Below are 22,392 nucleotides of genomic sequence, written 5' to 3'. Positions count from 1 at the left end.
TGGTTCTGGCGGGGTGGCTGCACCCGTTCCCATTCCGAACACGGCCGTGAAACGCCCCAGCGCCGATGGTACTTCGTCTTAAGACGCGGGAGAGTAGGTCGCTGCCAGGTCTGCAAAGCGCAAGAAATACCGGAAATCTTCTCGACACAAAACTCGGCCAAGCCGAAACGCAAGGGCCGCCACCAAGCGGCCTTTTTGCGTAGGTAAAATCGAAACACACAACGGGATTTTGCTTCGCAAAACCCGGACCGGAAAAAGCATAAACCGCAAGCGGTTTACGCTACCGCGCCAAATCCCACAGGGATTTGCGCTGGACGCGGGGTGGAGCAGCCCGGTAGCTCGTCAGGCTCATAACCTGAAGGCCGCAGGTTCAAATCCTGCCCCCGCAACCAAATCAAAAAAAAGCCCGCATGGAGAAATCCAGCGGGCTTTTTGACGTTTGAACGGCGCGCACAGGGGCGACCCTCATCGGGTGGAGAGAGGCGGCGGCGGTGGCGGCGTCGTCGAGCCCGTACCCAGAGAGCGTTGGACCATGACGCTATCGGCCCAGCGCCCGTAACGATAAGCGACACCCGGAAGCAGGCCGACGCGTACGAAGTTGAAGCGTTCGTGCAAAGTGAGGGAGGCGACATTGTCGGCGTCGATGTAGCCGATCATCTGGCGAAAGCCGGCTGCGGCGCAGGCGTCGATCAGGCCCCGCATGAGCAGACGTCCGACGCCTTGACCGAGATGCTCGTGGTGAACATAGATCGAGTGCTTGACCGTGTAACGGTAGGCGGGGCGCTTGCGAAACAGCACGACATAGGCGTATCCGACCACCACGCCCTCGTTGACCGCGACGAGATGGGGCAAGCGGCGGCTTTTCAGGTTCTTCCGCCGCTCGCGAAGGTCGTCCGGCTGTGGTGCGTCGCCCTCTTCGACACCCTCTTCTATGCCGCGTCGGATGTGCCGGCGATAGATGGCCAGCATGGCATCAACGTCGCTCTCCCGCGACGGGCGAATGATGATTGTTTCATCCTGCGGCATGAGAGGTCACGAAACTCCAAAATTCTATTCAGCGACGACGTAGGTATGAAGGCGTATGCGGCCCGACGCGTCGGTTTGGCGGTAAAGGCCCTGGATCTCGACGTCGAAGCCGGGGAAAGTGTTGAAGCAGGTTTCGAACATCTTGAGATAGTCGATCATTGGCTGAGCGCGCTCGGTCAGTCGCTCGCCCGGCACGATTGTGGCGATCCCCGGCGGATAGACGACAAAAGGTGTTGTTGCGATCCGCCCGGCAATGGCGTCGATCGGCAGAAAGTCGACGTCGTTGCGCACAAGGCAGCGCGCCGCGTCGTGGGGTGAAAGGGCGATATCCGGCAGATGCTCTTCGGAAAACTGCTTGGCCTGCAGCGCGCTGACATTGGCGTCGCGGAAGAATCGATGCATCTCGCCGCACAGATCACGCAATCGCACCCCCGCGTAGCGGCCGGGGCGGCGGCGATAGAACTCCGGAATGACCTCTTCCAGAGGCGCGTTGTCGTCATGAAGCCGTTTGAATGCGACGAGGCCGCTGATCAGTGTGCCCGCTTTGCTTGCCTCGACGCCGGGCGTGAGCAGAAACAGCAGGGAGTTGAGATCGTTTTTCTCTGCGACGATCCGGTTCTCGCGCAAGTACTGCGCAACGATCGGGGCGGGAATGCCGTGCTCTGAATATGCGCCGGTTGCCCTGTCAAAACCTGGCGTGAGCAACGTGAGCTTGTTGGGATCGGTCATCGCGAAGCCCGGCGCCATATCGGAAAAGCCGTGCCATGCAGCCCCCGGGGTGAGGTGCCAGAAGGCCGGATTGGTGGCGAGCTGATCGGTGGCGACGCTCTCCCATGGCACGTCGTGTACCGCTCCGGGGCTTGCCACATCCGGCATGGCCACGCGGTCCGGCACGAAGGGCTCGAAGAACCAGCGGCGCTCGGGCCGACGCTCCTTTTCCTCGAACTCCCTACGCACCGCCCGGATTTTCTTGCGAAGCTCGATGCCGAGCCGGATCGTATCGTCCCACAGCACTTCGCCGGAACGACCCTTCATCATCTGCGCGCCGACATCGAGGGATGCGAAGAGCGGATAAAAAGGCGACGTCGAAGCGTGCTGCATGAAACTCTCATTGAAGCGTCGGTGCTCGACCCGGCGCTTCTGGCCGGTAATGTGCCGATCCTTCATGTGGATCTGCGATGCCTGCGAAAAGCTCGCAAGCTGCTTGTGCGTGGATTGCGTTGCGATGATGCCCGGTGCCTCGGGTCCGAGTTCGGCAAGGCCCATGGCAAAACGACCGGCATAGAGCGGGTGAAATTTCATGAAGCCCGCCCAGGCCTCGTCGAACAGGATGTAATCGCACAGATGGCCGATGGCTTTCAGGATCATCTCGGCATTGTGGATCGTGCCGTCATAGGTGCACTGTTCCACCACCGCCACCCGAAACGGGCGCGGTTTCTGCCAGGCATCCGGGTCCTTGACCAGCGGGTGGGCGCGGATGCGTTCGCGCAGCGCCTCCTCATTGAGCGCGCCTAAATCCATGGGGCCAATGAGCCCATGGGCATTTCTGGCGGTCGGCACATAGACCGGGATGCCGCCGGAGATCATCAGCGCGCCGTGATGGGCCGCCTTGTGATTGTTACGGTCAAACAGCACCAGGTCGCCATCGGTGACCAGAGCGGAAAGCGCAACTTTGTTGGAAGTCGAGGTGCCGTTAAGGACGAAGTAGGTCTTCTCCGCGCCAAAAATCTTGGCGGCTTCCTTCTGGGCGGCGAGCGCCGGCCCTTCATGGGTCAGGAGATCGCCGAGATCGAGCACGGAATTGTCAAGATCATCGCGAAAGACCGCTTCGCCCAGATGCTCCATGAACACGCGGCCGACGGGGCTGCGGCTGTAGAACACGCCGCCGTTGTGTCCGGGGCAGGTCCAAAGCTGGTTGCCTTCCTCGGCGTAATCCACCAGCGCGCCAAAGAAAGGCGTCTTCATCGTCTCGGCATATTGCTTGAGGCGGCTGATGAGGTTTTTCGCGATGAAGGCAGGCGTCTCTTCGGATAGAAAGACATAGCCGTCGATGAAGTCGAGCACTTCGACCGGTACGTCCTCAAAGCGCTTGCGCCGGATGAGAAGGATGATCGGGAATTCGAGACCGCGTCGGCGCATCAGATTAATGAGGGAGGCGGTCTTGCCTTCCATGCCTTTCTTGCCCCAGTCAACCATCATGCAGCCGATGGCCGCGTCAGTCTGGACGGCGATTTCTGCATCCTCAAGGCTCCGTGCGCGGACCACCTCGAAACCCGACCGCTCGATCTCCTCGACAATCTGCTTGTACCTGGCCCCCTCGAGATCCTCGTTGTCGAAGGCGGGTGTCGCGAACAAAAAGGTGAAGCGTCTGAAGTAATCCATCTGTGCCTCCGCCATTTACACGAAGCGAGTTGTTCGTGCGTTTCGTGACGATGTTGTGACGGCGGCTCTGCTTAGACGCGATCTGTGAGCCGCAGGAGGTTGCGGAACGCCCGATGCGGTCTTGAAGTTCCACTGCGGCAAGGCGCGCGCGAAGGAATACCGACGACGGGTCGGACGTCCCTTCAAAGCCCGATCAAGGCGAGCGGATCGCCGCTGCTAGCAGCAAGGGTTCCTATGAGGCATGCAAGTCGCGCGATATCGGAGCGCCCAGGCAAAATCGTTCGAACTGCGCGGTAAAACCTTCGCGCTCAGGAGAGCAGGCCATGACACCGATCCGTGCGTCTTCACCGGAGAATGGACATAACCGCGCCATCTGCCACGGACCATCGCCAAGGTGAAACTGGACCCTGAGCGCTGCCTCGTGCCGCGTCAGCCGGATATGCACTTCGGCGTTCGGCTGCGCTTGCGCAAGCGGGATTACGGACCAGTCCGACGTTCCGTTCGTGACGACAACCGAGAAATGCATCAGGCCGTCGGTGAACTCTATGCCGGTCTTGAGCCAGTGAGTTTCGTCGATAATCAGCATCAGCCCGGCTTGATCGTAGAGCTCGCGATAATCACCGCGCACGACCACCGATGCGGTAAAATCTCCGCTCACCGCCTGCAGTCTGGCATGACCGGAATGGCGCCTGAAGCCATAGAAGGTTGTCTGCCAGAAGTCGGTATTCGCCTCCGTTTTGAGGGTTAGCACGCCATTTTCGACGTTCCAGTTTCGAGGCTCATTCAACCAGGTAAAATCCGTCAAAACTCCCTCCAGCCTTACGATCGGCACGCAGGACGCACCCACCATTGCAGCACATCTATGGCCGAAGCAGGCGTCCGTAAAGGTTTCTGCGCGAAAGGTCGCCACGCCTTTGTGGGCGACTTGTCGGCCGGAGGCGCAGCCTTCACCTGCATTCGTAGCGCCGGCCGTCACGCCCAATGAATGTTCCGCTGCGCGGGTCATAGGAGCGGTAGCGCGCAAGGCACCGCGCATCGCGATCGTTGCGCCGATAAGCTTCCGCCTCGCGCTTCCGCTCGGCTTCCTGTGCCGCACCGATAATGATGGCACCGAGGGCCAAACCGATCGCGCCGGCGGCCAAACCAGCCTTCATATCCTTCTTGTCGTGTTTTTCCTGGCGCTCGCGCCACCGATCGCGCCGCGCCTCCTCACAACGCCACCGGTCTCTTCCGTGAAGGTCCCGACAATGGCGCCAACCTCCATCGTAATCGTCAGCAAGGACGGTTGGAGCTGCAGGCACAGTCGCGCCCAAAGCTGCGGTCAGCGCGAGAACCTTACCGAAGACCGACGCACGCATGGGACATACTCCTTCAAATATCGAATCGACTGTTCAGGAGTCTTGGGGCCACGCGTTGCGAGAACATTGCGGCGAAGCACAGGGTTAAGCCGTCGCGGCCAAGCGATTGCTGGAGCTCGATCTTGGCCACGGATGCGGATCAGAGCGGCGCGTCGGGATCGGTGTATCGGGTCACCCATGCCGGAGGCTCTTCCTCCTTGCTTCCATCCACCTTGAGGTCCCGCTCCCTTGCCCAGCGATACCCCCACATTGGTCCGAACTTGGTGGCAAATCGAGGCGGCTGCCTGTACGCCGGGTGGGCTTGCGCCTCCTCCAGGGAGACGAAGCGGTAGCTCGTACTTCTGAAAAGCCCGAGTATTCGATCGATGGTGGCCGCATTGATGCGATTGGCATGAAGCAGGAGAATGCCGGGCGGTTCGCACCCGAGGACCTTGCGGTTCAGATCCGCATAATACGCAATCTCGACGCGGCTATAGTCTATGTAAGCGTCTTCGATCCTTCGGACCATCGCCGTATCGGATCGCGCCAATGCCCGTTCATATGCAGCATCAAACACATAATCCGACGTATCGATGGTGGATGCCGCGAGATGATAACCGCGTTCGCCAAGTACCCGTTCGAACGCCTCGCGACGTTGATCCGTGTCTCCGAGGTGATTGTAGGGAAACCGGAAGAACCGAAGGGTTCGGCCGGCCTTTTCCACCATCGGCCGAATGGTCGCCTCTCCGTCAATCACTTCGCGACGAAACGCATCGACGTCCAAGGTATTGCTATCGGGGTGGTTCGCACTGTGATTGCCAAGCTCGAATTGGCCCGTGTTCCACGGTTCCAACAGTGTCTGACCGATCTCACCCAGCGCCTGCACACGCCGTTCGACGACAAACCCGATAGCGGGAACGTTACGAACGGCGAGACCGGCCAGAATGGCTTCGTTCGTGGCCCTCGCGACCGCAGCGAGTTCCTGCCCTCCCGCATCGCCTGCGCGGGTATAAGGGAGATCGTCGAACGTGATGGCAACCGTTCTGTCGTGCGGAGAAGGGCAAACGGGTTCGATCGCCTGCGACCGGGCCGGATCTGCCGGTGTCAACAGCAGCACGAGACCCGCCATCACCAGTCTCGTGCGCATTCCATTTCCTCGCTTGGTTTCTCTTTCTGCGCGCGGAGTGCCGTTTTGCGTCGTGTCGCTGTCACAAATGCTCAAGGCCGTTTCGCTCCCTGTTTGAAGTGCGCGGCTTCATGCCGAGCACCGGCCTTCGCCAATCTTCCGTTGATTGGCGAGATCACAGCGCCCGGATTGCCTCAACATTGCGTATGATCCGACAAGCCCAACGACGGTCGCGATCAAACGTGGTAGCTCGCCGTCGTCCACGGCCATTCCACCGCGTGAAAATGCTACCCCCTTCAGGCACGGTAGCGAGCGCCGCCAGGTCTGCCCATCGTTCGACCAGGTCTGACGACCTCGTCCAGACGGTTGCTGTCGGGTCGCATAGAGCTTGATTGCGATCGCCTCGGAGTGGATAAACGCCGGCAAGCCATAGGGAGATTCCTTGCCATGAGAGCACTTGTCCAGCGCGTTTCATCTGCGCGTGTCACGGTAGACGGCGCGGTCACGGGAGAAATCGCCAGCGGCCTGTTGGTGCTCGTGTGTGCGATGAAGGGCGACACCGAGAAGGAAAGCGAATGGCTGGCGCGCAAGATCGTCAACCTGCGCATCTTCAGGGACGATCAGGATCGCATGAACCGTTCCCTGGTCGACGTGGGCGGCTCAGCGCTCGTCGTCAGCCAGTTTACCCTGGCCGCAGAGACGAAAGGCAACCGGCCAGGCTTTTCTACGGCCGCGCCGCCGCAGGAGGGTAAACGCCTCTATGAGCATTTCTCTGCACAAGTCTCGACCCTTGGCGTTGCTGTTGCGAATGGCGTCTTCGGCGCGGACATGCGGGTGGAACTGGCCAATGATGGTCCTGTAACGATCTGGTTAGATACGGCGGCCGGTTGATCGGTTTGGAGTGCGCGAGGACGCGCATCAAAGAAAAGCGGCCGACCGAGGTCTCCATGACCAGGGGTAGCGCATCGCGCGAGCGTCAGGATGGCTGCGCGATGGCCTCGTTCATTTGGGCCTGCTGACCGTAGAACACGCGAATGGCAAGAACGACACCAGCGATGAGTACCGCGACGCCGGCTGCCTCCATCATCGTTGGCCAACGTGCATGGACAACAAGTCCGCCAATTACGCCGAAGGCCGTTTCGGACACGATCAGCTGTGCCGCGAGCGCAACAGGAAGCGTCCTCGACGCGACATTCCAAGCCCACACCCCGCACACGGTCGCCATCAGTGCCAGCGACGTTCCCCATAGATAGAGGGAGCCGGCGGCTTCCCAACCGAAACCGAGCATCGGAAGCTGGAAAAGGTCCATTGCCGCACCGACCGGGTAGAAAACCAGCATCTGGAGACCACCGCCGATCAGGATCAATGCGGACCATATGCCCGACGGCATCGCCGGGCGGATTGCGAGCGCTGCCTGATTGGCGATCGCGAACCATACCCATAGACCGACCGCGGCCAGAGCAAGCGGAATACCAATCCAAAGCGAGCGAACGGAACCGAGACTATCTGCGGTGAACGCCGTGCCGTTGACCAGCACGAGACCGATCGCCACCAGTGCAAGCGGTGTCATCAAGAAGCGCCATGGCAGTGACGCCTGACCCCGGTTTCCAATGACGGCAAGCACAATCGGAACCAGGCCAAGGAAGGCAGGCGCAATGACCGGGCCGGCGTAGATTGCCGCTCCCGTTACCGTCAGGAAGTAGCCGACATAGCCGATGAAGGCCAATCCCGTGGCAGCCATGGCGTTTTGGAACGTCAGGTGGCGCAATGCCGTCTTACGTTCTGAAAACAGAATGAAGACCCCAACCGTCGCCGAGACCACATGCCGGATAAGAGCAAAGTCGAACGTGGAGAAGTCGCCGATTATGAACGGCACGACGAAATTGAGGGAGAAGGCAAAGGCTGCAAAGAGCGCGGCAAACACGCCGACCGAAAACTGCCTGTTCATCATGAGCATAGCCTCAGAGTTCTGATCGAGCTTTGCCGATTTTTCGTTGCCAAGCTCCGTTTCCACGATCCTTAAAGGGATAATCCTTCCCTTCACGCGCTTCGACGCATAAGTTCGCAAGAGGGTTTTCGAAAAATAGAAACATGAACTGGAACGATGTCCGCTACTTCCTTGCAGTGACACGCCAGGGCGGCCTCACCGGCGCTGCGCGTGAAGTGAAAGCGAGCGCTTCGACGGTGGCGCGACGGATAGAGACCCTGGAATACGCTCTGAAGACGCGCCTGTTCGAGCGCCGGCCGGACGGCTACGAGCTCACTGACGCAGGCCGGGCGATGGTCGAGAAAGCAACGGCGATTGAAACTGCCATGCGCGAACTGGAAGGCAGCTTCTGCGGCCAGGACGGGCGCGTCTCGGGGGCGGTTAGGATTATCACCGTCGACACGCTCGCACATCACCTGCTGATGCCAAACCTGCCTGCTTTGCAGGAAGCCTATCCCGATCTTTCGTTGGGCGTTTCGGTCAACGCCACGTCCTTCGCCCAGATTCCACAGCGAGAGACGGATATCGGCCTTCGGCTCTGCCGCCCTGAACAGGGCAACTATGTGGTACGCCGGATCGGCACGATCGCGTTCGGTCTCTACGCGTCGAAAGCCTATCTTGAAAGCCACCCGATCCGGGAAGATCACTTGCCGATTACCGGCCATCGGCTGATTTCGTGGGGCGATCCCCTGTCGTTCCTTGTCCTGCCCAAGACCCTGCGCTCGTGGGTCGAAAGCGGCGCCGCCAACCTGACGGTCGATACGATGCAGGCGCAGGTGCTCGCGATGAAGGCCGGCAACGGCCTTGGCGTATTGCCATGCATCCTCGCGGACACAGACGAGGGACTTGTCCGCGTCAAACCCGACCTTTGCAGGCAGGAGGAAGCCATTTGGCTTGTCGTTCATGAAGGGGTCCGCGACACCAAACGCATTCGTGTTGTTGGCGATTTCCTCGAGACGATCGTGAAGCAAGGCCAGCGCGCACTTTCCGGTCGGGATTCGGAACAACTGCAGGTGAAGTGACGCATCGGGCCAATTTCACCTCTCTGGGGCCCATGCCGATAACGAACTGGGGACGTGCTTTGATCACGCCCCCAGACCAGAGTGCCTAGTTGTCTAGGGCTGCCTGTGGTGTATTGCGGAAACTTATGGCCATGCGATTGTAGGCATTCATCAGGCCGATCGCGATCGTGAGATCCGTGAGTTCGCGCTCGGAGAACACGGCGCTTGCAGCCTCAAAGGCTTCGTCGGGCACGCCCGTCTCAGCGACGCGTGTTACGGTTTCGGCCCAGGCAAGGGCAGCTTTTTCACGACCATCGAACAGATTGCCAGCCTCCTTCCAGGCTTGCACCAAGGCGATCTTCTCGATCTGCTGCCCCTTCTTCAGCAGTTCGCGGGTGTGCATGTCGAGGCAGTAGGCGCAATTATTGATCTGCGAGATGCGCAGATAGACCAGTTCGACCAGCGCGGCGGGAAGTCCGCTTTGCAGGATGTAGCCATAGACGCCGCCGAGCGCTTTGACGCCGGCAGGTGCGATCTGATTGTAGTCGAGACGTTTGCTCATTCGTTTGCTCCTTGGGCTGGTCTTATCGGATGGGAGTGGTCAGTTCTTTTTCGTCGCTGTCGGCGACAAAGACCGCGAGCAGCTTTGCCGACTTGGTCTTGCTGGCATTGCGGCTAACGAGATGCCTGGACGCCGGAGGCTCGTACCAGCTCTCGCCAGCGCGGTAGGTCTGCGTCGGACCATCGTTCACCTTGGATTCTATTTCTCCTGAGAGAACGTAGGCAAAGATGAAGGACGATTTTGCGTGGCTGTGAGGGGCTGACGTACCGCCGGGAGGATAATCAACGATCAGCGTCGTCAGGGTCTTGCCCGGTATGTTGGGTATTTCTTTCGCAAAGTGGGGCGTAACGACGTCGCCCGGATCATGCGCAGCCGCGGGCATTGCCGAAGCGATTGCAAGCGATATGGCGGCCAGGAATTTTCGAGCTTTCATGGTGGTAACTCCGTGATGAGAACTGGAATAAGCGAGCCCGCACGCGATTGGGGGCGGGGCGACGGGCTCGCCTTAGCGAAAGATCATCAGGCGACAACGATACGCAGCGGGTCCGCGGCCGCGAGCGCCGTCGTGCGATCGGCAATCGGGGGATAGATCCACGTGGTGTTGATCGTCGTCTTCAACTTTTTGGCTTCGGCGCCGGACAGCTTGATCTGGCGGTCCCAGCCCTCGGTGTAAACGGCGCCCCATGGACCGAGGTCGAGGCAGGTAACATACTTCTCCTGGCTGTAGGGGATCGGAGCGACGCCCAGGAGATCAGCGGCGACGTTGTGACCGGACGAGCGCCCGAGGTTCTGGGCGTGCTGACAGCTCATCATCGTTCGGTTTCCGAGATCGTCCGTCGCGGCACAGGCAACGTCGCCCGTTGCAAAGACGTTTTCTTGTCCAATGACCTTGAGATTCCGGTCGACGTGAAGCCGTCCGAACGAGTCCTTGTTCGCGTCGATCTGACTGGTGATCGGGTTGGCGCGGGCGCCAGCCGTCCAGATAACCGTGGCCGCCTCGATGCGTTCTCCGGTCGACAGGCTCACGCCGCTCTCATCGATGGCGACGATCGGCGCGCGCAGATAGGTTTCGACACCCAATTCCAAGAGGGCCTGCTCGATAACTGGGCGGGGGCCGGGGCCTAGATCTGGTCCGATCGCAGGGCCTCGCTCAACGATGACGACGCGGATCTTGGCGGTGTCTCTAAGTGCGGCGCGCAAACGATGCGGCATTTCGGCTGCCGTTTCGATGCCGGTAAACCCGCCGCCAGCGATGACGACAGTGTTGCGGGCATGGGTTTCGGGAAGCCGACCCAGGTCGGAAATGTGATCCTCGAGCTTGGCTGCATCGGCAAGCTGGTCGACATTAAAGGCGTGGTCGAGCCCGGGAATGTCCGGGCGGAAGAGGACGCTGCCCGTTGCAAGGACCAGTTTGCTGTAGGTGATCGTGCTATGCCGACCATCTCCATCCTGATAGGTGACGACGTTGTCTGTCGTCGAAATGCCGGTTGCATAGCCCTTGATAAAGCGTACGCCTGCATTGGCGAATATCTCTGACAGGGGCGCCTTCATTTGGGCCGCGTTCTTTTCGTAAAGGCGAGGGCGAACGTGGAGCTCGGGCTGCGGTGCAATCACGGCAACTTCGACGGATCCGTCCGCCTTTCCTTGCTGGTCCAGTAGCCGCATGGCGCCGAGTGCCGACCACATTCCGGCAAAGCCAGCGCCGATAATCAGAATTCGTTCACGCATTTCATTTCCTCAGACAAGGCTTCGCCGTCGACTGGAAAGGCCCAGTCCCAAGACGATTGCCATTTTGATGGTGTCTCCGATCAAGACGGTTTCCGCGACAATCGCAAATGTCATCGAATAACTACGACTAACTTAGTCGGAGTAAATGGGCAACGATAATTGCAGCCTCTTTCGTTGACGCAGTGTCAACAGGGCGAACACGCATCAATCCTTGCTGAAACGCGTGTTCGATGTTATCTCCGACTATATTTGTCGCTGTTTTGGTGTTCCATGGCTCACGTAAGCGCAGGCGTCGAATACGCTCTACACAGTCTCCTCCTGCTTATTGACGCGGAGGAGTTGGGCCAGCCGGCGAGTGCGCGCGATCTTGCCGAACTCCAGAAAATACCCGCCGAATACGTTGCGAAGCTTTTCACGAAACTCCAGAAGGCGGGCATAGTCATTGCACGCGAGGGAATTGGTGGCGGCTTTGCCCTTGCACGCCCCGCGTCCGACATCACTGCACTCGACGTCATTGAGGCAGTCGACGGGCGCAAAGCGCTGTTTGAATGCAAGGAAATCCGAGGACAATGTGCGCTTTTCGCAGACAGCACCCCAGCCTGGGCAAAGGACGGCGTCTGTTCCATTCATGCTGTGATGATCGAAGCGGAGAAGCGGGCACGAGAGGTCATGGCAAGCCACACACTAGCAGCGATTGCCGGACGTGCTGCCTCTAAAGCGCCCAAGGAGCATGCGGGCCAGGTAAAGGATTGGCTTGCGGCGCGCACGCCACAACGCCGGCGCCGCGGCGCCTCGGCAGGAGCCAAGTGACAGAGCGCCGTAAAAAGATACTCTCTCTTGTTGTCCGCGCGTTCTGAGCGCTTTGTCTCGCGGCGGAGGCCAAGAGACGCCGTAGCGCGCAATCAGCGTCAAGAGAGTTGGCGGGGGTATCATGGATCGCTTCGAAGCAATGAAAATGCTGCTCGCAGTCGTTGATGCCGGCAGCATCTCCGCAGGAAGCAGGAAATTGAATGCTCCGCTGCCAAGCGTCAGTCGCAAGGTTGCCGAACTCGAACGGTACCTGGGGGCGAGCCTCATCGTGCGCACCAGCCGCAACCTTCAACTCACCGATGCGGGCCGGGAATATGTCGAGGCGGCCCGAAAGATCATGGGCGATCTGGAGGAGGCGGAGCGGCGAGCGTCGGGCGAATACCAGACACCGCGCGGCACGCTGACGATCACCGTACCGGTCGAGTTCGGCGCCCGCTATATCATGCCGATCACCCTTGGTTATTTGGAGAGGCACCCGGAGGTATCGCTGAACCTCATTTCGCTCGACAGAACGGTCCATCTTGTCGAAGAGCAGGTCGATATCGCCATTCGTCTCGGCGACCTCGCGGACAGTTCGCTCTATGCGGTCAAGGCCGGAGAGTTTCGCCTGCTGACCTGCGCCAGCCCGGCATATCTTGAGCGCCGGGGTGTGCCGACGCATCCGGGCGATCTTGAAGGCCATGACGGAATACTCTTCAACAGGCGGACGTTCTTCTGGACGTTCGATGTCGACGGCCGCCCGATGGAGGCCGTTCCCCGCAATCGTCTTGAGGTGAATACCGCGGCCAATTGCGTGGCCGCGGCGGTCGGCGGAGCCGGCATCGCCCGCTTGTTCGATTACCAGATCCCGGACGAGTTGTCGTCAGGCGCCCTCGTGCCGGTTCTGGAGGGTTTCGACGGCGCGTCGAGACCGATCCACATCGTCTATTCCGGTCAGGGCATGCTCACGTTGAAGGTGCGCTCCTTCATTGACTGGGCCCTGCCTCGCCTTCGCACTGTCTTCGGGCGGAGTGAGGCCTTGAAGGCCTAGTCGGCGAAGGCGCGGCGAACTTCGTCGACTGTTCGTGACGGATCCTGAAGGTGGGGGAAGTGGCCAACACCCTTTAGAACGGCGAATTTCGAACCGGTTCGATCGGCGAACTCCTTGCCCATCTCCGGTTTGATGTAGATGTCCTTTTCGCCCCAGATCACCTTGATCGGGGTCTTGAGCCTAGACAGATTGGCCTCAAGATAATCTTCATCCCGCGTGAAGTGGGCGTAATAGAATGCGAAGGCGTCGGCTGTCGTCACACCGTCGCGCATCCAGGATTCCTTCATGTCCGATTGCACCTCGGACGGCAAGTCGAACTGGTTTTCCGGTGCAAGGCCACGCCGATGTACGTTCTCCAAGATCTCGTCGCTTGTCTTGTTCATATAGGCGCGCGTTGGTGTTGCCGTCGGTTCGGCCTTCAGATTTTGAAGGCTCTCGTACATCCAATGCGGCCTGTTGAACGGCGCAAAGTCGCCGACGATGATCTTCTTCGCGACCGTCGGTTCTTCCAGTGCAAGAAGCAGAGCGGGAAGACTGCCGATGTCCGAGGCGTAGATCACCAAATTCGATCGGTCGATGCCCGATCTGTCGATATAGGCTTTGAGAACCTTGGCGTAGTCTCTTGGTGAATAGGAGAACCGCTCCCGGGAAGGGCGCGACGACTGGCCATAGCCAGGCCAATCGAACGCATGCACTTCGTACTGTGCGCCCATAGTTTCCGTGATCTTCGCCCAGACGCCCAGCGTCTCGGGAAAGCCGTGCAGGAAGAGAACCGTGCCGTTCGGATTGCCCTGACGGGAAACCATTCGTCGGAGCGTTATGTTCTCGTCGATCGTGATGAAGTCGATTTTCAGGGCCGTTGCGGAGCCGATTGGGCCCGCGTGTCCTGGTGCGGTCGATGCCATGATCGCAGAAGCTGTTGCGACGACGGTCTTGAGCGATGCCATGTCTTTAGTCCTTCCGGTCTCTGAATGGTGAGTGTGACCAGAGCATCGGGCATCGAGCAGTCCGTCGGCAGATGCAGTATTTGAGAGGCACCCTCTTGAACTCGGGCAAATTCGCTCTCGAGTGGACGCCAGTGCATTCAAGCGAGAGGATGGCTCTCAGATTTGCTCAGTACCGGGCAGCAGGTGCGATCCGTAGATTCCCGTCATTCATGGATCGCCGGGTTTAGCGACGATCCCGAACGAAGCAGCGAGACGAGACCGTCACTCGCGACGAAAGGACTGAGGAAAATGAACGACATCACGGCCTCCCCGCACAAGGAGATCGCGGAAAAGACAAGAGCGCTCGCCGGCCACTCTACCGTCGGCACGAACGACCTCGATGCCGCAGCGGCTTATTATGACAAGCTCCTTGCCGTCTTTGGCATCGGCCGCGTGCTCGTCCAGCCCGGACGCGCTGTCTATTACGGCCACCGTACCCTCGAATTCGGTGTGACGAAGCCCTTCAACGGAGAGACAGCGGTTGCCGGCAATGGCACCATGGTCGCCTTTGAAGCGCGCTCTCGAGCCCAGGTCGATCAGGCTCATGCCACGGCACTGGAAGCAGGAGGTTCCGACGAGGGTGCTCCCGGTCCGAGAGGCCCGGACGGCGGTGACCCCTATTGTGCCTATTTCCGAGATCCCGAAGGCAACAAGTTTCTCGTCTACCGCAAAGGCCCCGACGAGGTTTGATGATCAATGGAGTGCGGGGGCCGTCGCGCGGAGCGAGCCCCCCGCTCGACCTGTTTCCGCGCATCTTTTGAACAAGAGCTCTGCGCGGATCTCTCCAATGCGCCTTCTGGATTAGCGGACAGGAGTTTTTTGAAATGAACCTGGAAAACAAGGCTGGTGACGGGCCGCTCACGCGACGCTCGTTTCTGTTTCGGGGCGCTGCGATCGGTGTATCCGCCGCGGTGCTGCCCAGAACCGGCATCGCAGCCGTGAACACGACGGCGACGGGCGATGCCATCCAACCATTCAACGTCGACATTCCTGAAAATGCCCTCATTGACCTCAGAAGGCGCCTGGTCGCAACCCGTTGGCCGGACAGCGCGACCGTCTCGGATCGGTCCCAGGGCGTCCAGCAGCGCAAGCTTCGTGAACTCGCGCAGTATTGGCAGTCCTCCTATGATTGGCGCCGGGCAGAGCGCAAGCTGAACGCGTTTCCCCAATTCCTGACGAAGATCGACGGGCTCGACATCCATTTCATCCACGTACGCTCCCGCCATGAGAACGCTCTTCCGCTGATTATGACCCACGGGTGGCCGGGTTCGATCTTTGAACTGCTTGACGTCATTGATCCGCTGACGGATCCGACTGCACATGGCGGCAAGGCCGAAGACGCCTTCCATCTCGTCATCCCTTCAATACCAGGCTTCGGCTTTTCGCAAAAACCAGACACGACCGGTTGGGAGGCGCAACGGATCGCCCGTGCCTGGGACGCCCTCATGAAGCGACTCGGCTATAACAGCTATGTCTCGCAAGGCGGTGATTGGGGCGCAATCATCAGCGATGCCCTGGCGCGTCAGGCGCCAGCCGGACTGCTTGGCATCCACGTCAACAGGGTGGAGCGTTCGACGACGCTTCCAGCGGACGCTGCCAAGGCGTTGAAGAACGGCGGGCCGGCTCCCGAGACCATGTCTGCCGATGAAAAGAAGGTTTTCGACGAGGCTCGCGACTTCCTGAACAATGGTTTCGGCTACGCCTCGATCCTCAGTACGCGCCCGGAAACGATCGGCTACGGCCTTGCCGATTCACCGGTGGGACTTGCAGCCTGGCTCTTGGACAAGATCGCCGACTGGGTGTTCACGCGTGGCGATGCGGAACAGGCGCTCGGCAAGGACGCCATCCTCGACAACATCACCTTGTATTGGCTGACCAACTCAGGGCCCTCAAGCGGACGTATCTATTGGGAGAACGTCAAGGCAGGCGCGAAGCTCACGCCAGCCAAGGTTCCTGTGGCCGTCACCGTCTTTCCGGGCGAGGTCTATCGGCCACCGAGACAATGGCTGTCAAAGGCTTATCCAAAGCTCGTCTACTACAACCGCGCCTTAAAGGGTGGGCACTTCGCCGCCTGGGAGGAGCCCGAAATCTTCGTCGAGGAGATCAGAGCAGGTTTCAAGTCTATGCGCTTTTAGACGACGGATCGCCATTCCAAGAGACCAAGCAAGCTCCGCGCGGAGCCGGCATCGGTATCGGCTTTGCGGCAGAATACTTAAGTCGAGTAGTCAGTAGCCGACGTGCTTGATCCGATGCGATACCGGGATGTCGATGATGGCGAGGAATTTGACGACCGCGTCGAAAGCTTGCGTTAGCGCAACGAGGCCTGACGCCAAACATCTAGCAAGGAGCAGCCGGGTTTCGCGGATCGAGCACATTGGAGGGCTCAAATCATGGTCGAGATGGAACAGAGGGATCTAACGTTATGCGATTGCACGATTGAGGTTGCTGAACTGTTTGCCAGCATCCCGGCTGCTGGCATTGACGACGGCTTTTTGCTCGATCTTCTTAGCGTTCGCCTTGAGGCATCACGGGACCGTCTGACGCGGCCTCATCCGCGCGCGAGGGACGACACGTCATCCGAAAGAAAAGCTCTATGCTGACACTGACAAACCGACGAGTTTTGCGCGTCGAGCGCGACGCCAGTGGCGATTTCTCCGTGCCGGCGGCGACCATGTCGTCGGCGCTGCGTCTGCCCCCGACTGAGCTCAGAAATCGCGTCGGCCGGGGAGAAGTCAAGAGCCAGGTTGAGATCGGTCAAGGGGAGCACCTGGGCACATTCCGGTTGACGCTTCGGTGCGGCGGGCGTCTCTGGAATGCAACCGTATCTTCCGATGGTACGGTGATCGATGAAGTCTTCACGTTCGATCGCGAGCGCTTGGCGAACTGGCGCCGTCGCCACGGCACCAGCGGCAAGGGCCCTTAGCGGTCATTCAGATCTTCAACGATTGCGATCCTTCCGGAATAAAGTTGCGTTTCGACAAAGAACGATCGGAAGAACTGCCCCAGCTTCTCCCTTGAACAACGATCATGGATCGCCCCGCTTTGAAATCGATTGCGGATCATGACCTTTTAGGCGCCAAGGAGAGCACATTGACCGAATACACATTGGACACAGCCGTCGGAGTGATTGCGTGCGAGCTTCCCGGTGCCGCGGAACTCTTCAGACAGCACGGTATCGGATTTTGCTGTGGTGGCGATGTACCGCTTGCGCAAGCGGCCGCGGATGCCGGCATAGAGGCCGCTGATCTGCTCGATCGGCTTCAGGCGTTGGAGCTTGCCGCAAGACGCGAGGCTCCGGATGCTACAGGCGAGCTTATCGCTCATATTCTGGAGCGTTATCACCAGACCCACCGCACCGATCTGGAATGGTTGATCCCGCTTGCCCAAAAGGTGGAGCACGTCCACGGTGCTCATCGCTCCGCGCCACTTGGTCTTGCCGACGCGCTGGCCGAGCTCAAGGACCACCTTCTTCCCCACATGGCGCGGGAAGAGCTTGCGCTCTTTCCGATGATGCGCCATGAGCCCGATCCGGACATCCGACATCTGATTGCCGGCATGCGGGACGATCATGCATGCGAGAGCCGGAGCCTCGCCGTGATCGAGCATTTGACGCATGGTTTTACGCTTCCGGACGGGGCCTGCAGGTCCTGGACGGCGCTCTATGTCGGAGTTCAAAAATTCTGCGACGATCTCGTTACACATATGCATCTGGAAAACAGCGTTCTGTTTCCGCGGTTCGCTGGCATTGATGCATTTGAGGGTTCCGCTCTCTCGCCAGCAGCGCGTTCCGCGGGGTGAGGCCCTGACAGGTCTTTCCGGCATCGCTTTGCCCAACGGGAGGAGGCGGAGCTTCACACATCTCTTTGCACGCAACCCTACCCGGCGCTTAGCGCCGGGCACACTTTCACTGTTTTGAGCTGGCGCCGACGTGCCCCCACGAGGCACCGCGGCGATCAATTTGCTCTTCGCGAGCCGAGCTCACAGGGCGGAACTTGTTCGCACGACGCGCAGTAGTTGTGGGTGGCGGGCTGCCTGCCGTCCCCTGGCAGATATCGCGGGGAGGGCAGGCCACGGGCCGGGCGATCCGACTTCAAAGGTATTGTTCTTGCGCCGGTCGGCCGCCGGCTTGACGCGAAGTCCTTTCCCCAGCTCCACCTGAGCATCAATCCGTGCACGACATGCGACAATCAAGGATTGCAATCAACGAAGCTGTCTTTGTTTGAGCTAGATCAAAGAATGTCCCGCGCCAAAGTTTCAATGCTCCGGCAACGATTTGCGGGAAAACACCCTGGAATGAAACTCTTCCGTCTTGTCCTTCTTCTCTGCCTCAGCCTGTGGGGCGCTGTATCCGCCAGCGCAGCATCGGTGCTTCAGGAGTTTTTGCCGACCACCACAGCCTCCGATCTTGTGCCAGGAGCGGACGGTTTTGGCGCTGTGCGTGATGATGTGGCGGCGGCCCCGGTGCTGAAGGGCGGTCAGACGGTGGCGTGGGTTTTCGTGACCTCGGATTTCGTCGGAACGACCGGCTATTCCGGCAAACCCATCCATACGCTCGTGGCGGTGGACAAGGATGCGAAGATCGTCGGCGTCCGGCTGGTGAAACATTCGGAACCCATCGTCCTCATCGGCGTTCCCGACGCCAAGGTGAAGGCGCTTGTTGCCGGCTACGCAGGCCTTGATCTCGTCGCCGAGGCGAAATCCGGCGGTACGACCCACGAGGTAGATATCATCTCGGGCGCGACGGTGACCGTCATGGTCATCGACGATTCGATCGTCCGGTCCGGGCTAAAGGTTGCGCGCGCGCTCGGGCTTGGCGGATTGACACCGGAAGCGGACAATGCCGGCCCGCGCTTCGAAATCGATCCCGCGGCTACCGCGCCGGCCGACTGGGTCGAGGCAGAAGGTGACGGCACGCTGCGCCGCCTGTCGCTCGACGTTGCGCAGGTCAATGCTGCTTTCGCCGCCCATCCCGATGAGCGCGCCCGCGAGCGCGCGATTGCGCAAGCGCCGGAAACGACATTCATCGAGATGCAGGCGGCACTGGTCTCGGTCCCTTCCATCGGCAAGGCCTTTCTCGGGGCAGCCGAAGAGAAAAACCTTCAGGCTTGGCTTGGCGAAGGCGAACACGCGATCGCCGTGGTCGGACGCGGGCTCTATTCCTTCAAGGGATCAGGCTATGTGCGCGGCGGCATCTTTGATCGCATCGTGCTGATCCAGGACGATGTTTCCGTTCGCTTTCGTGATCGCGACCACCGTCGCCTGGGCGCAATCTCGCTTGCCGGTGCGCCGGAATACAACGAGATGGACCTGTTCCGCATTAAAGCAGGCCTCGGCTTCGACCCGACAAAACCTTTCCGCATACAGCTCCTGGCCCAACGTGAGGTTGGACCGGTCGAAAAAGTCTTTCATACCTTCGATCTGGGTTACCAGCTTCCGCAGAAGTATCTGCGTGCTGTCGTGCCACCACCGATGAAGGACGTTGCAGCCGTTGCTGATCGTGACGAGGGGACTGCACAGTCCGACCTGTGGAAACGCATCTGGGACGACTCGAAGCTGAAGATTGTCGTGCTCGGCGCCATGTTGGTCGTGCTGACGGGCGTGTTCTTCTTCCAGACCTATGCGGTCAGGAACGCGCGAGCGTTCTACATCTTTCGCATCATCTTCCTGACAGTAACGCTGGTCTTTCTTGGCTGGTATGCCAACGCGCAGCTTTCTGTCGTCAATCTGATGGCGCTCTTCGGCAGTCTCGTCAACGGGTTCAGCTGGCAGGCTTTCCTGCTCGATCCGCTCACCTTCATCCTGTGGTTTGCCGTTGCCGCGGCACTCCTGTTCTGGGGACGAGGAGCCTATTGCGGCTGGCTCTGCCCCTTCGGCGCACTGCAGGAGCTGACCAACCAGATCGCACGCAAGCTGCGTATCCCGCAATGGACATTGCCATGGGGCCTGCACGAGCGGCTCTGGCCGATCAAATACATGATCTTCCTCGGCCTTTTCGGGGTCTCTCTGATGAGCGTCGAGCAGGCAGAGCATCTGGCCGAGATCGAGCCATTCAAGACAGCGATCATCCTGAAGTTCATCCGCGCCTGGCCGTTCGTGGCCTATGCCACAGCACTTCTCGTCGCCGGGCTCTTCGTCGAGAGGTTCTATTGCCGCTACCTCTGCCCGCTCGGTGCGGCGCTCGCGATCCCTGCGCGCATACGCATGTTCGACTGGCTCAAGCGCTACCATGAATGCGGCAACCCCTGCCAGACCTGCGCCCACCAATGTCCGGTGCAGGCGATCCACCGGACCGGCGAGATCAATCCGAACGAGTGCATCAACTGCCTGCACTGCCAGGTGCTCTACCAGTCCGAAACCGTCTGCCCCGTCGTGATCAAGAAGATGAAGTCGCGGGCGAAGCTTGCGGCAAGCCCGGGCGGCGTGCCGACCCATCAACCCGCAGCCAAAGTTTAATCGAAGCCAAGGTTCAAGCAAAAAGGAACCAGATCATGGAATCAAAGGAACACAAGGGACTAAGCCGGCGAGCACTTTTCAGCGCGACTGCAGGCAGCGCCATTCTGGCGGGCACTGTAGGGCCGGCCGCACTCAGCCTCGGCGCTGCAGGATTGGCGACACCGGCCCGTGCGGCCACGAGCGCCGACGGCTCGGTCGCACCGGGCAAGCTCGACGACTACTACGGCTTCTGGTCCTCCGGTCAGACCGGCGAGATGCGCATTCTCGGCATTCCCTCGATGCGCGAACTGATGCGCGTGCCGGTGTTCAACCGTTGCTCGGCCACCGGTTGGGGGCAGACCAATGAATCGATCCGGATCCATCAGCGCACGATGACGGAAAAGACGAAGAAGCAGCTTGCCGCCAACGGCAAGAAAATCCACGACAACGGCGACCTGCATCACGTCCATATGTCCTTCACCGACGGCAAATATGACGGCCGCTACCTGTTCATGAACGACAAGGCCAATACGCGCGTGGCGCGCGTGCGCTGCGACGTGATGAAGACCGACGCCATCCTGGAGATCCCCAACGCCAAGGGCATCCACGGCATGCGTCCGCAGAAATGGCCGCGTTCAAACTATGTGTTCTGCAACGGCGAGGACGAGGCCCCGCTCGTCAACGACGGCTCGACGATGACGGACGTGGCGACCTACGTGAACATCTTCACCGCCGTCGATGCCGACAAGTGGGAAGTGGCCTGGCAGGTGAAGGTCTCGGGCAACCTCGACAATTGCGATGCCGACTACGAGGGCAAGTGGGCGTTCTCCACCAGCTACAACTCGGAAATGGGCATGACGCTGGAAGAGATGACCAAGTCCGAGATGGATCATATCGTCGTCTTCAACATCGCCGAAATCGAGAAGGCCATTAAGGCCGGCCAATATGAGGAGATCAACGGCGTCAAGGTGGTGGACGGGCGTAAGGAAGCAAAGTCGCTCTTCACGCGCTACATCCCGATCGCCAACAACCCGCACGGCTGCAACATGGCGCCGGACAGGAAGCATCTGTGCGTTGCCGGCAAGCTTTCGCCAACCGTCACCGTGCTGGACGTGACGAAGTTCGATGCCCTGTTTTACGACAATGCCGAGCCGCGCAGCGCGGTGGTTGCGGAACCGGAACTGGGCCTTGGCCCATTGCACACCGCCTTCGACGGGCGCGGCAACGCCTATACCTCGCTGTTCCTCGACAGCCAGGTGGTAAAGTGGAACATCGATGAGGCCATCCGCGCCTACGCCGGTGAGAAGATCAACCCGATCAAGGACAAGCTCGACGTTCAGTATCAACCCGGCCACTTGAAGACGGTGATGGGTGAAACGCTCGATGCCGCCAACGACTGGCTCGTTTGCCTGTGCAAATTCTCCAAGGACCGGTTCCTGAATGTCGGCCCGCTGAAGCCGGAAAACGATCAGTTGATCGACATTTCCGGTGACAAGATGGTGCTGGTCCATGACGGCCCGACCTTCGCCGAGCCGCATGACGCCATCGCCGTCTCCCCCTCGATCCTGCCGAACATCCGCTCGGTCTGGGATCGCAAGGATCCGCTGTGGGCCGAAACCCGCAAGCAGGCCGAGGCCGATGAGGTCGACATCGACGAATGGACCGAGGCCGTGATCCGCGACGGCAACAAGGTTCGCGTCTACATGACCTCGGTCGCACCCAGCTTCAGCCAGCCGAGCTTTACGGTGAAGGAGGGCGACGAAGTCACGGTCATCGTCACCAATCTCGACGAGATCGATGACCTTACCCATGGCTTCACCATGGGAAATCACGGCGTGGCGATGGAGGTCGGCCCACAACAGACGAGCTCCGTTACCTTCGTTGCGGCCAATCCTGGCGTCTACTGGTACTATTGCCAATGGTTCTGCCATGCCCTGCACATGGAAATGCGCGGCCGCATGTTCGTGGAACCGAAGGGCGCCTGA

Annotated in this window: 20 protein-coding genes, 1 tRNA gene and 1 rRNA gene; 12 read left to right on the top strand and 10 right to left on the bottom strand. The window is 60.0% G+C overall.

What is annotated here, in order from left to right:
• Positions 1 to 110, top strand: a 5S ribosomal RNA gene (gene rrf / locus IB279_RS36240); the annotation flags it as partial.
• Positions 111 to 315: 205 nt separating this feature from the next.
• Positions 316 to 392: transfer RNA gene (locus IB279_RS36235), tRNA-Met, on the top strand.
• A 73-nt stretch (positions 393 to 465) separates the two neighbouring features.
• Here IB279_RS36235 and IB279_RS36230 read toward each other — a convergent pair.
• The 5 genes from IB279_RS36230 to IB279_RS36210 form a co-directional block, all read right to left on the bottom strand.
• Complete coding sequence (locus tag IB279_RS36230) at positions 466 to 1,026, bottom strand: GNAT family N-acetyltransferase (RefSeq protein ID WP_113505020.1); 561 nt, start codon at positions 1,024 to 1,026, stop codon at positions 466 to 468.
• A gap of 24 nt (positions 1,027 to 1,050) precedes the next feature.
• Positions 1,051 to 3,408 carry an Orn/Lys/Arg decarboxylase N-terminal domain-containing protein gene (locus IB279_RS36225; RefSeq protein WP_060520851.1) on the bottom strand — a complete coding sequence of 786 codons (2,358 nt, stop codon included), beginning with the start codon at positions 3,406 to 3,408 and terminating at the stop codon, positions 1,051 to 1,053.
• Positions 3,409 to 3,640: 232 nt separating this feature from the next.
• A complete protein-coding gene (locus tag IB279_RS36220; protein ID WP_090301444.1) occupies positions 3,641 to 4,258 on the bottom strand; it encodes a DUF1349 domain-containing protein in 618 nt (205 codons plus the stop codon).
• Positions 4,259 to 4,355: 97 nt separating this feature from the next.
• The gene (locus IB279_RS36215) at positions 4,356 to 4,562 is read right to left on the bottom strand and encodes a BA14K family protein (protein WP_060580821.1); all 207 of its coding nucleotides are present in this window, start codon (positions 4,560 to 4,562) and stop codon (positions 4,356 to 4,358) included.
• Positions 4,563 to 4,905: 343 nt separating this feature from the next.
• Positions 4,906 to 5,892, bottom strand: coding sequence for a polysaccharide deacetylase family protein (locus IB279_RS36210; protein ID WP_113505019.1), 987 nt, complete (start codon positions 5,890 to 5,892; stop codon positions 4,906 to 4,908).
• 426 nt (positions 5,893 to 6,318) lie between these two features.
• Between IB279_RS36210 and dtd the strand changes: the two genes are divergently transcribed.
• Positions 6,319 to 6,762: a D-aminoacyl-tRNA deacylase gene (gene dtd, locus IB279_RS36205; protein ID WP_034799023.1), complete on the top strand. Its 444-nt coding sequence runs from the start codon at positions 6,319 to 6,321 to the stop codon at positions 6,760 to 6,762.
• A gap of 85 nt (positions 6,763 to 6,847) precedes the next feature.
• Here dtd and IB279_RS36200 read toward each other — a convergent pair whose 3' ends face one another.
• The gene (locus tag IB279_RS36200) at positions 6,848 to 7,819 is read right to left on the bottom strand and encodes a DMT family transporter (protein ID WP_060603507.1); all 972 of its coding nucleotides are present in this window, start codon (positions 7,817 to 7,819) and stop codon (positions 6,848 to 6,850) included.
• Positions 7,820 to 7,962: 143 nt separating this feature from the next.
• Here IB279_RS36200 and IB279_RS36195 point away from each other — a divergent pair, with 143 nt between their 5' ends.
• Positions 7,963 to 8,880, top strand: a complete 918-nt coding sequence (locus IB279_RS36195) for a LysR family transcriptional regulator (RefSeq protein ID WP_113505018.1) — start codon at positions 7,963 to 7,965, stop codon at positions 8,878 to 8,880.
• An 85-nt stretch (positions 8,881 to 8,965) separates the two neighbouring features.
• Here the strand turns inward: IB279_RS36195 and IB279_RS36190 are convergent, their stop codons facing one another.
• The 3 genes from IB279_RS36190 to IB279_RS36180 form a co-directional block, all read right to left on the bottom strand.
• Positions 8,966 to 9,421: a carboxymuconolactone decarboxylase family protein gene (locus IB279_RS36190; protein ID WP_089046151.1), complete on the bottom strand. Its 456-nt coding sequence runs from the start codon at positions 9,419 to 9,421 to the stop codon at positions 8,966 to 8,968.
• A gap of 22 nt (positions 9,422 to 9,443) precedes the next feature.
• The gene (locus tag IB279_RS36185; protein ID WP_060603394.1) at positions 9,444 to 9,854 is read right to left on the bottom strand and encodes a cupin domain-containing protein; all 411 of its coding nucleotides are present in this window, start codon (positions 9,852 to 9,854) and stop codon (positions 9,444 to 9,446) included.
• 86 nt (positions 9,855 to 9,940) lie between these two features.
• Positions 9,941 to 11,149, bottom strand: a complete 1,209-nt coding sequence (locus IB279_RS36180; protein WP_113505017.1) for an NAD(P)/FAD-dependent oxidoreductase — start codon at positions 11,147 to 11,149, stop codon at positions 9,941 to 9,943.
• 270 nt (positions 11,150 to 11,419) lie between these two features.
• Here IB279_RS36180 and IB279_RS36175 point away from each other — a divergent pair, with 270 nt between their 5' ends.
• Positions 11,420 to 11,959, top strand: coding sequence for an Rrf2 family transcriptional regulator (locus IB279_RS36175; RefSeq protein WP_060603510.1), 540 nt, complete (start codon positions 11,420 to 11,422; stop codon positions 11,957 to 11,959).
• Positions 11,960 to 12,080: 121 nt separating this feature from the next.
• The gene (locus tag IB279_RS36170; RefSeq protein ID WP_192341212.1) at positions 12,081 to 12,989 is read left to right on the top strand and encodes a LysR substrate-binding domain-containing protein; all 909 of its coding nucleotides are present in this window, start codon (positions 12,081 to 12,083) and stop codon (positions 12,987 to 12,989) included.
• Here IB279_RS36170 and IB279_RS36165 read toward each other — a convergent pair.
• Positions 12,986 to 13,936, bottom strand: a complete 951-nt coding sequence (locus tag IB279_RS36165; RefSeq protein ID WP_113505016.1) for an alpha/beta fold hydrolase — start codon at positions 13,934 to 13,936, stop codon at positions 12,986 to 12,988. The genes IB279_RS36170 and IB279_RS36165 overlap by 4 nt on opposite strands.
• A 288-nt stretch (positions 13,937 to 14,224) precedes the next feature.
• Here IB279_RS36165 and IB279_RS36160 point away from each other — a divergent pair, with 288 nt between their 5' ends.
• The 6 genes from IB279_RS36160 (at position 14,225) to nosZ (ending at position 22,392) form a co-directional block, all read left to right on the top strand.
• Positions 14,225 to 14,665, top strand: coding sequence for a VOC family protein (locus tag IB279_RS36160; protein ID WP_029742721.1), 441 nt, complete (start codon positions 14,225 to 14,227; stop codon positions 14,663 to 14,665).
• Between the two features lie 134 nt (positions 14,666 to 14,799).
• Positions 14,800 to 16,110: an epoxide hydrolase family protein gene (locus IB279_RS36155; protein WP_113505015.1), complete on the top strand. Its 1,311-nt coding sequence runs from the start codon at positions 14,800 to 14,802 to the stop codon at positions 16,108 to 16,110.
• Positions 16,111 to 16,568: 458 nt separating this feature from the next.
• Positions 16,569 to 16,898 (top strand): DUF6522 family protein, encoded by a 330-nt coding sequence (locus IB279_RS36150; RefSeq protein WP_113293484.1) that lies wholly within the window; start codon positions 16,569 to 16,571, stop codon positions 16,896 to 16,898.
• Between the two features lie 167 nt (positions 16,899 to 17,065).
• On the top strand, positions 17,066 to 17,773 hold the full coding sequence (ric, locus tag IB279_RS36145; protein WP_060520879.1) for an iron-sulfur cluster repair di-iron protein: 708 nt from the start codon (positions 17,066 to 17,068) through the stop codon (positions 17,771 to 17,773).
• 495 nt (positions 17,774 to 18,268) lie between these two features.
• Positions 18,269 to 20,428, top strand: coding sequence for a NosR/NirI family protein (locus tag IB279_RS36140; RefSeq protein ID WP_192341210.1), 2,160 nt, complete (start codon positions 18,269 to 18,271; stop codon positions 20,426 to 20,428).
• A gap of 35 nt (positions 20,429 to 20,463) precedes the next feature.
• Positions 20,464 to 22,392, top strand: coding sequence for a TAT-dependent nitrous-oxide reductase (gene nosZ / locus IB279_RS36135; protein WP_090301425.1), 1,929 nt, complete (start codon positions 20,464 to 20,466; stop codon positions 22,390 to 22,392).

The sequence above is a fragment of the Ensifer sp. ENS06 genome (assembly GCF_014852205.1).
GTDB lineage: Bacteria > Pseudomonadota > Alphaproteobacteria > Rhizobiales > Rhizobiaceae > Ensifer > Ensifer adhaerens.
Note: the sequence above shows the minus strand (reverse complement) of the source record. Positions and strands in the feature narration are given on the sequence as shown.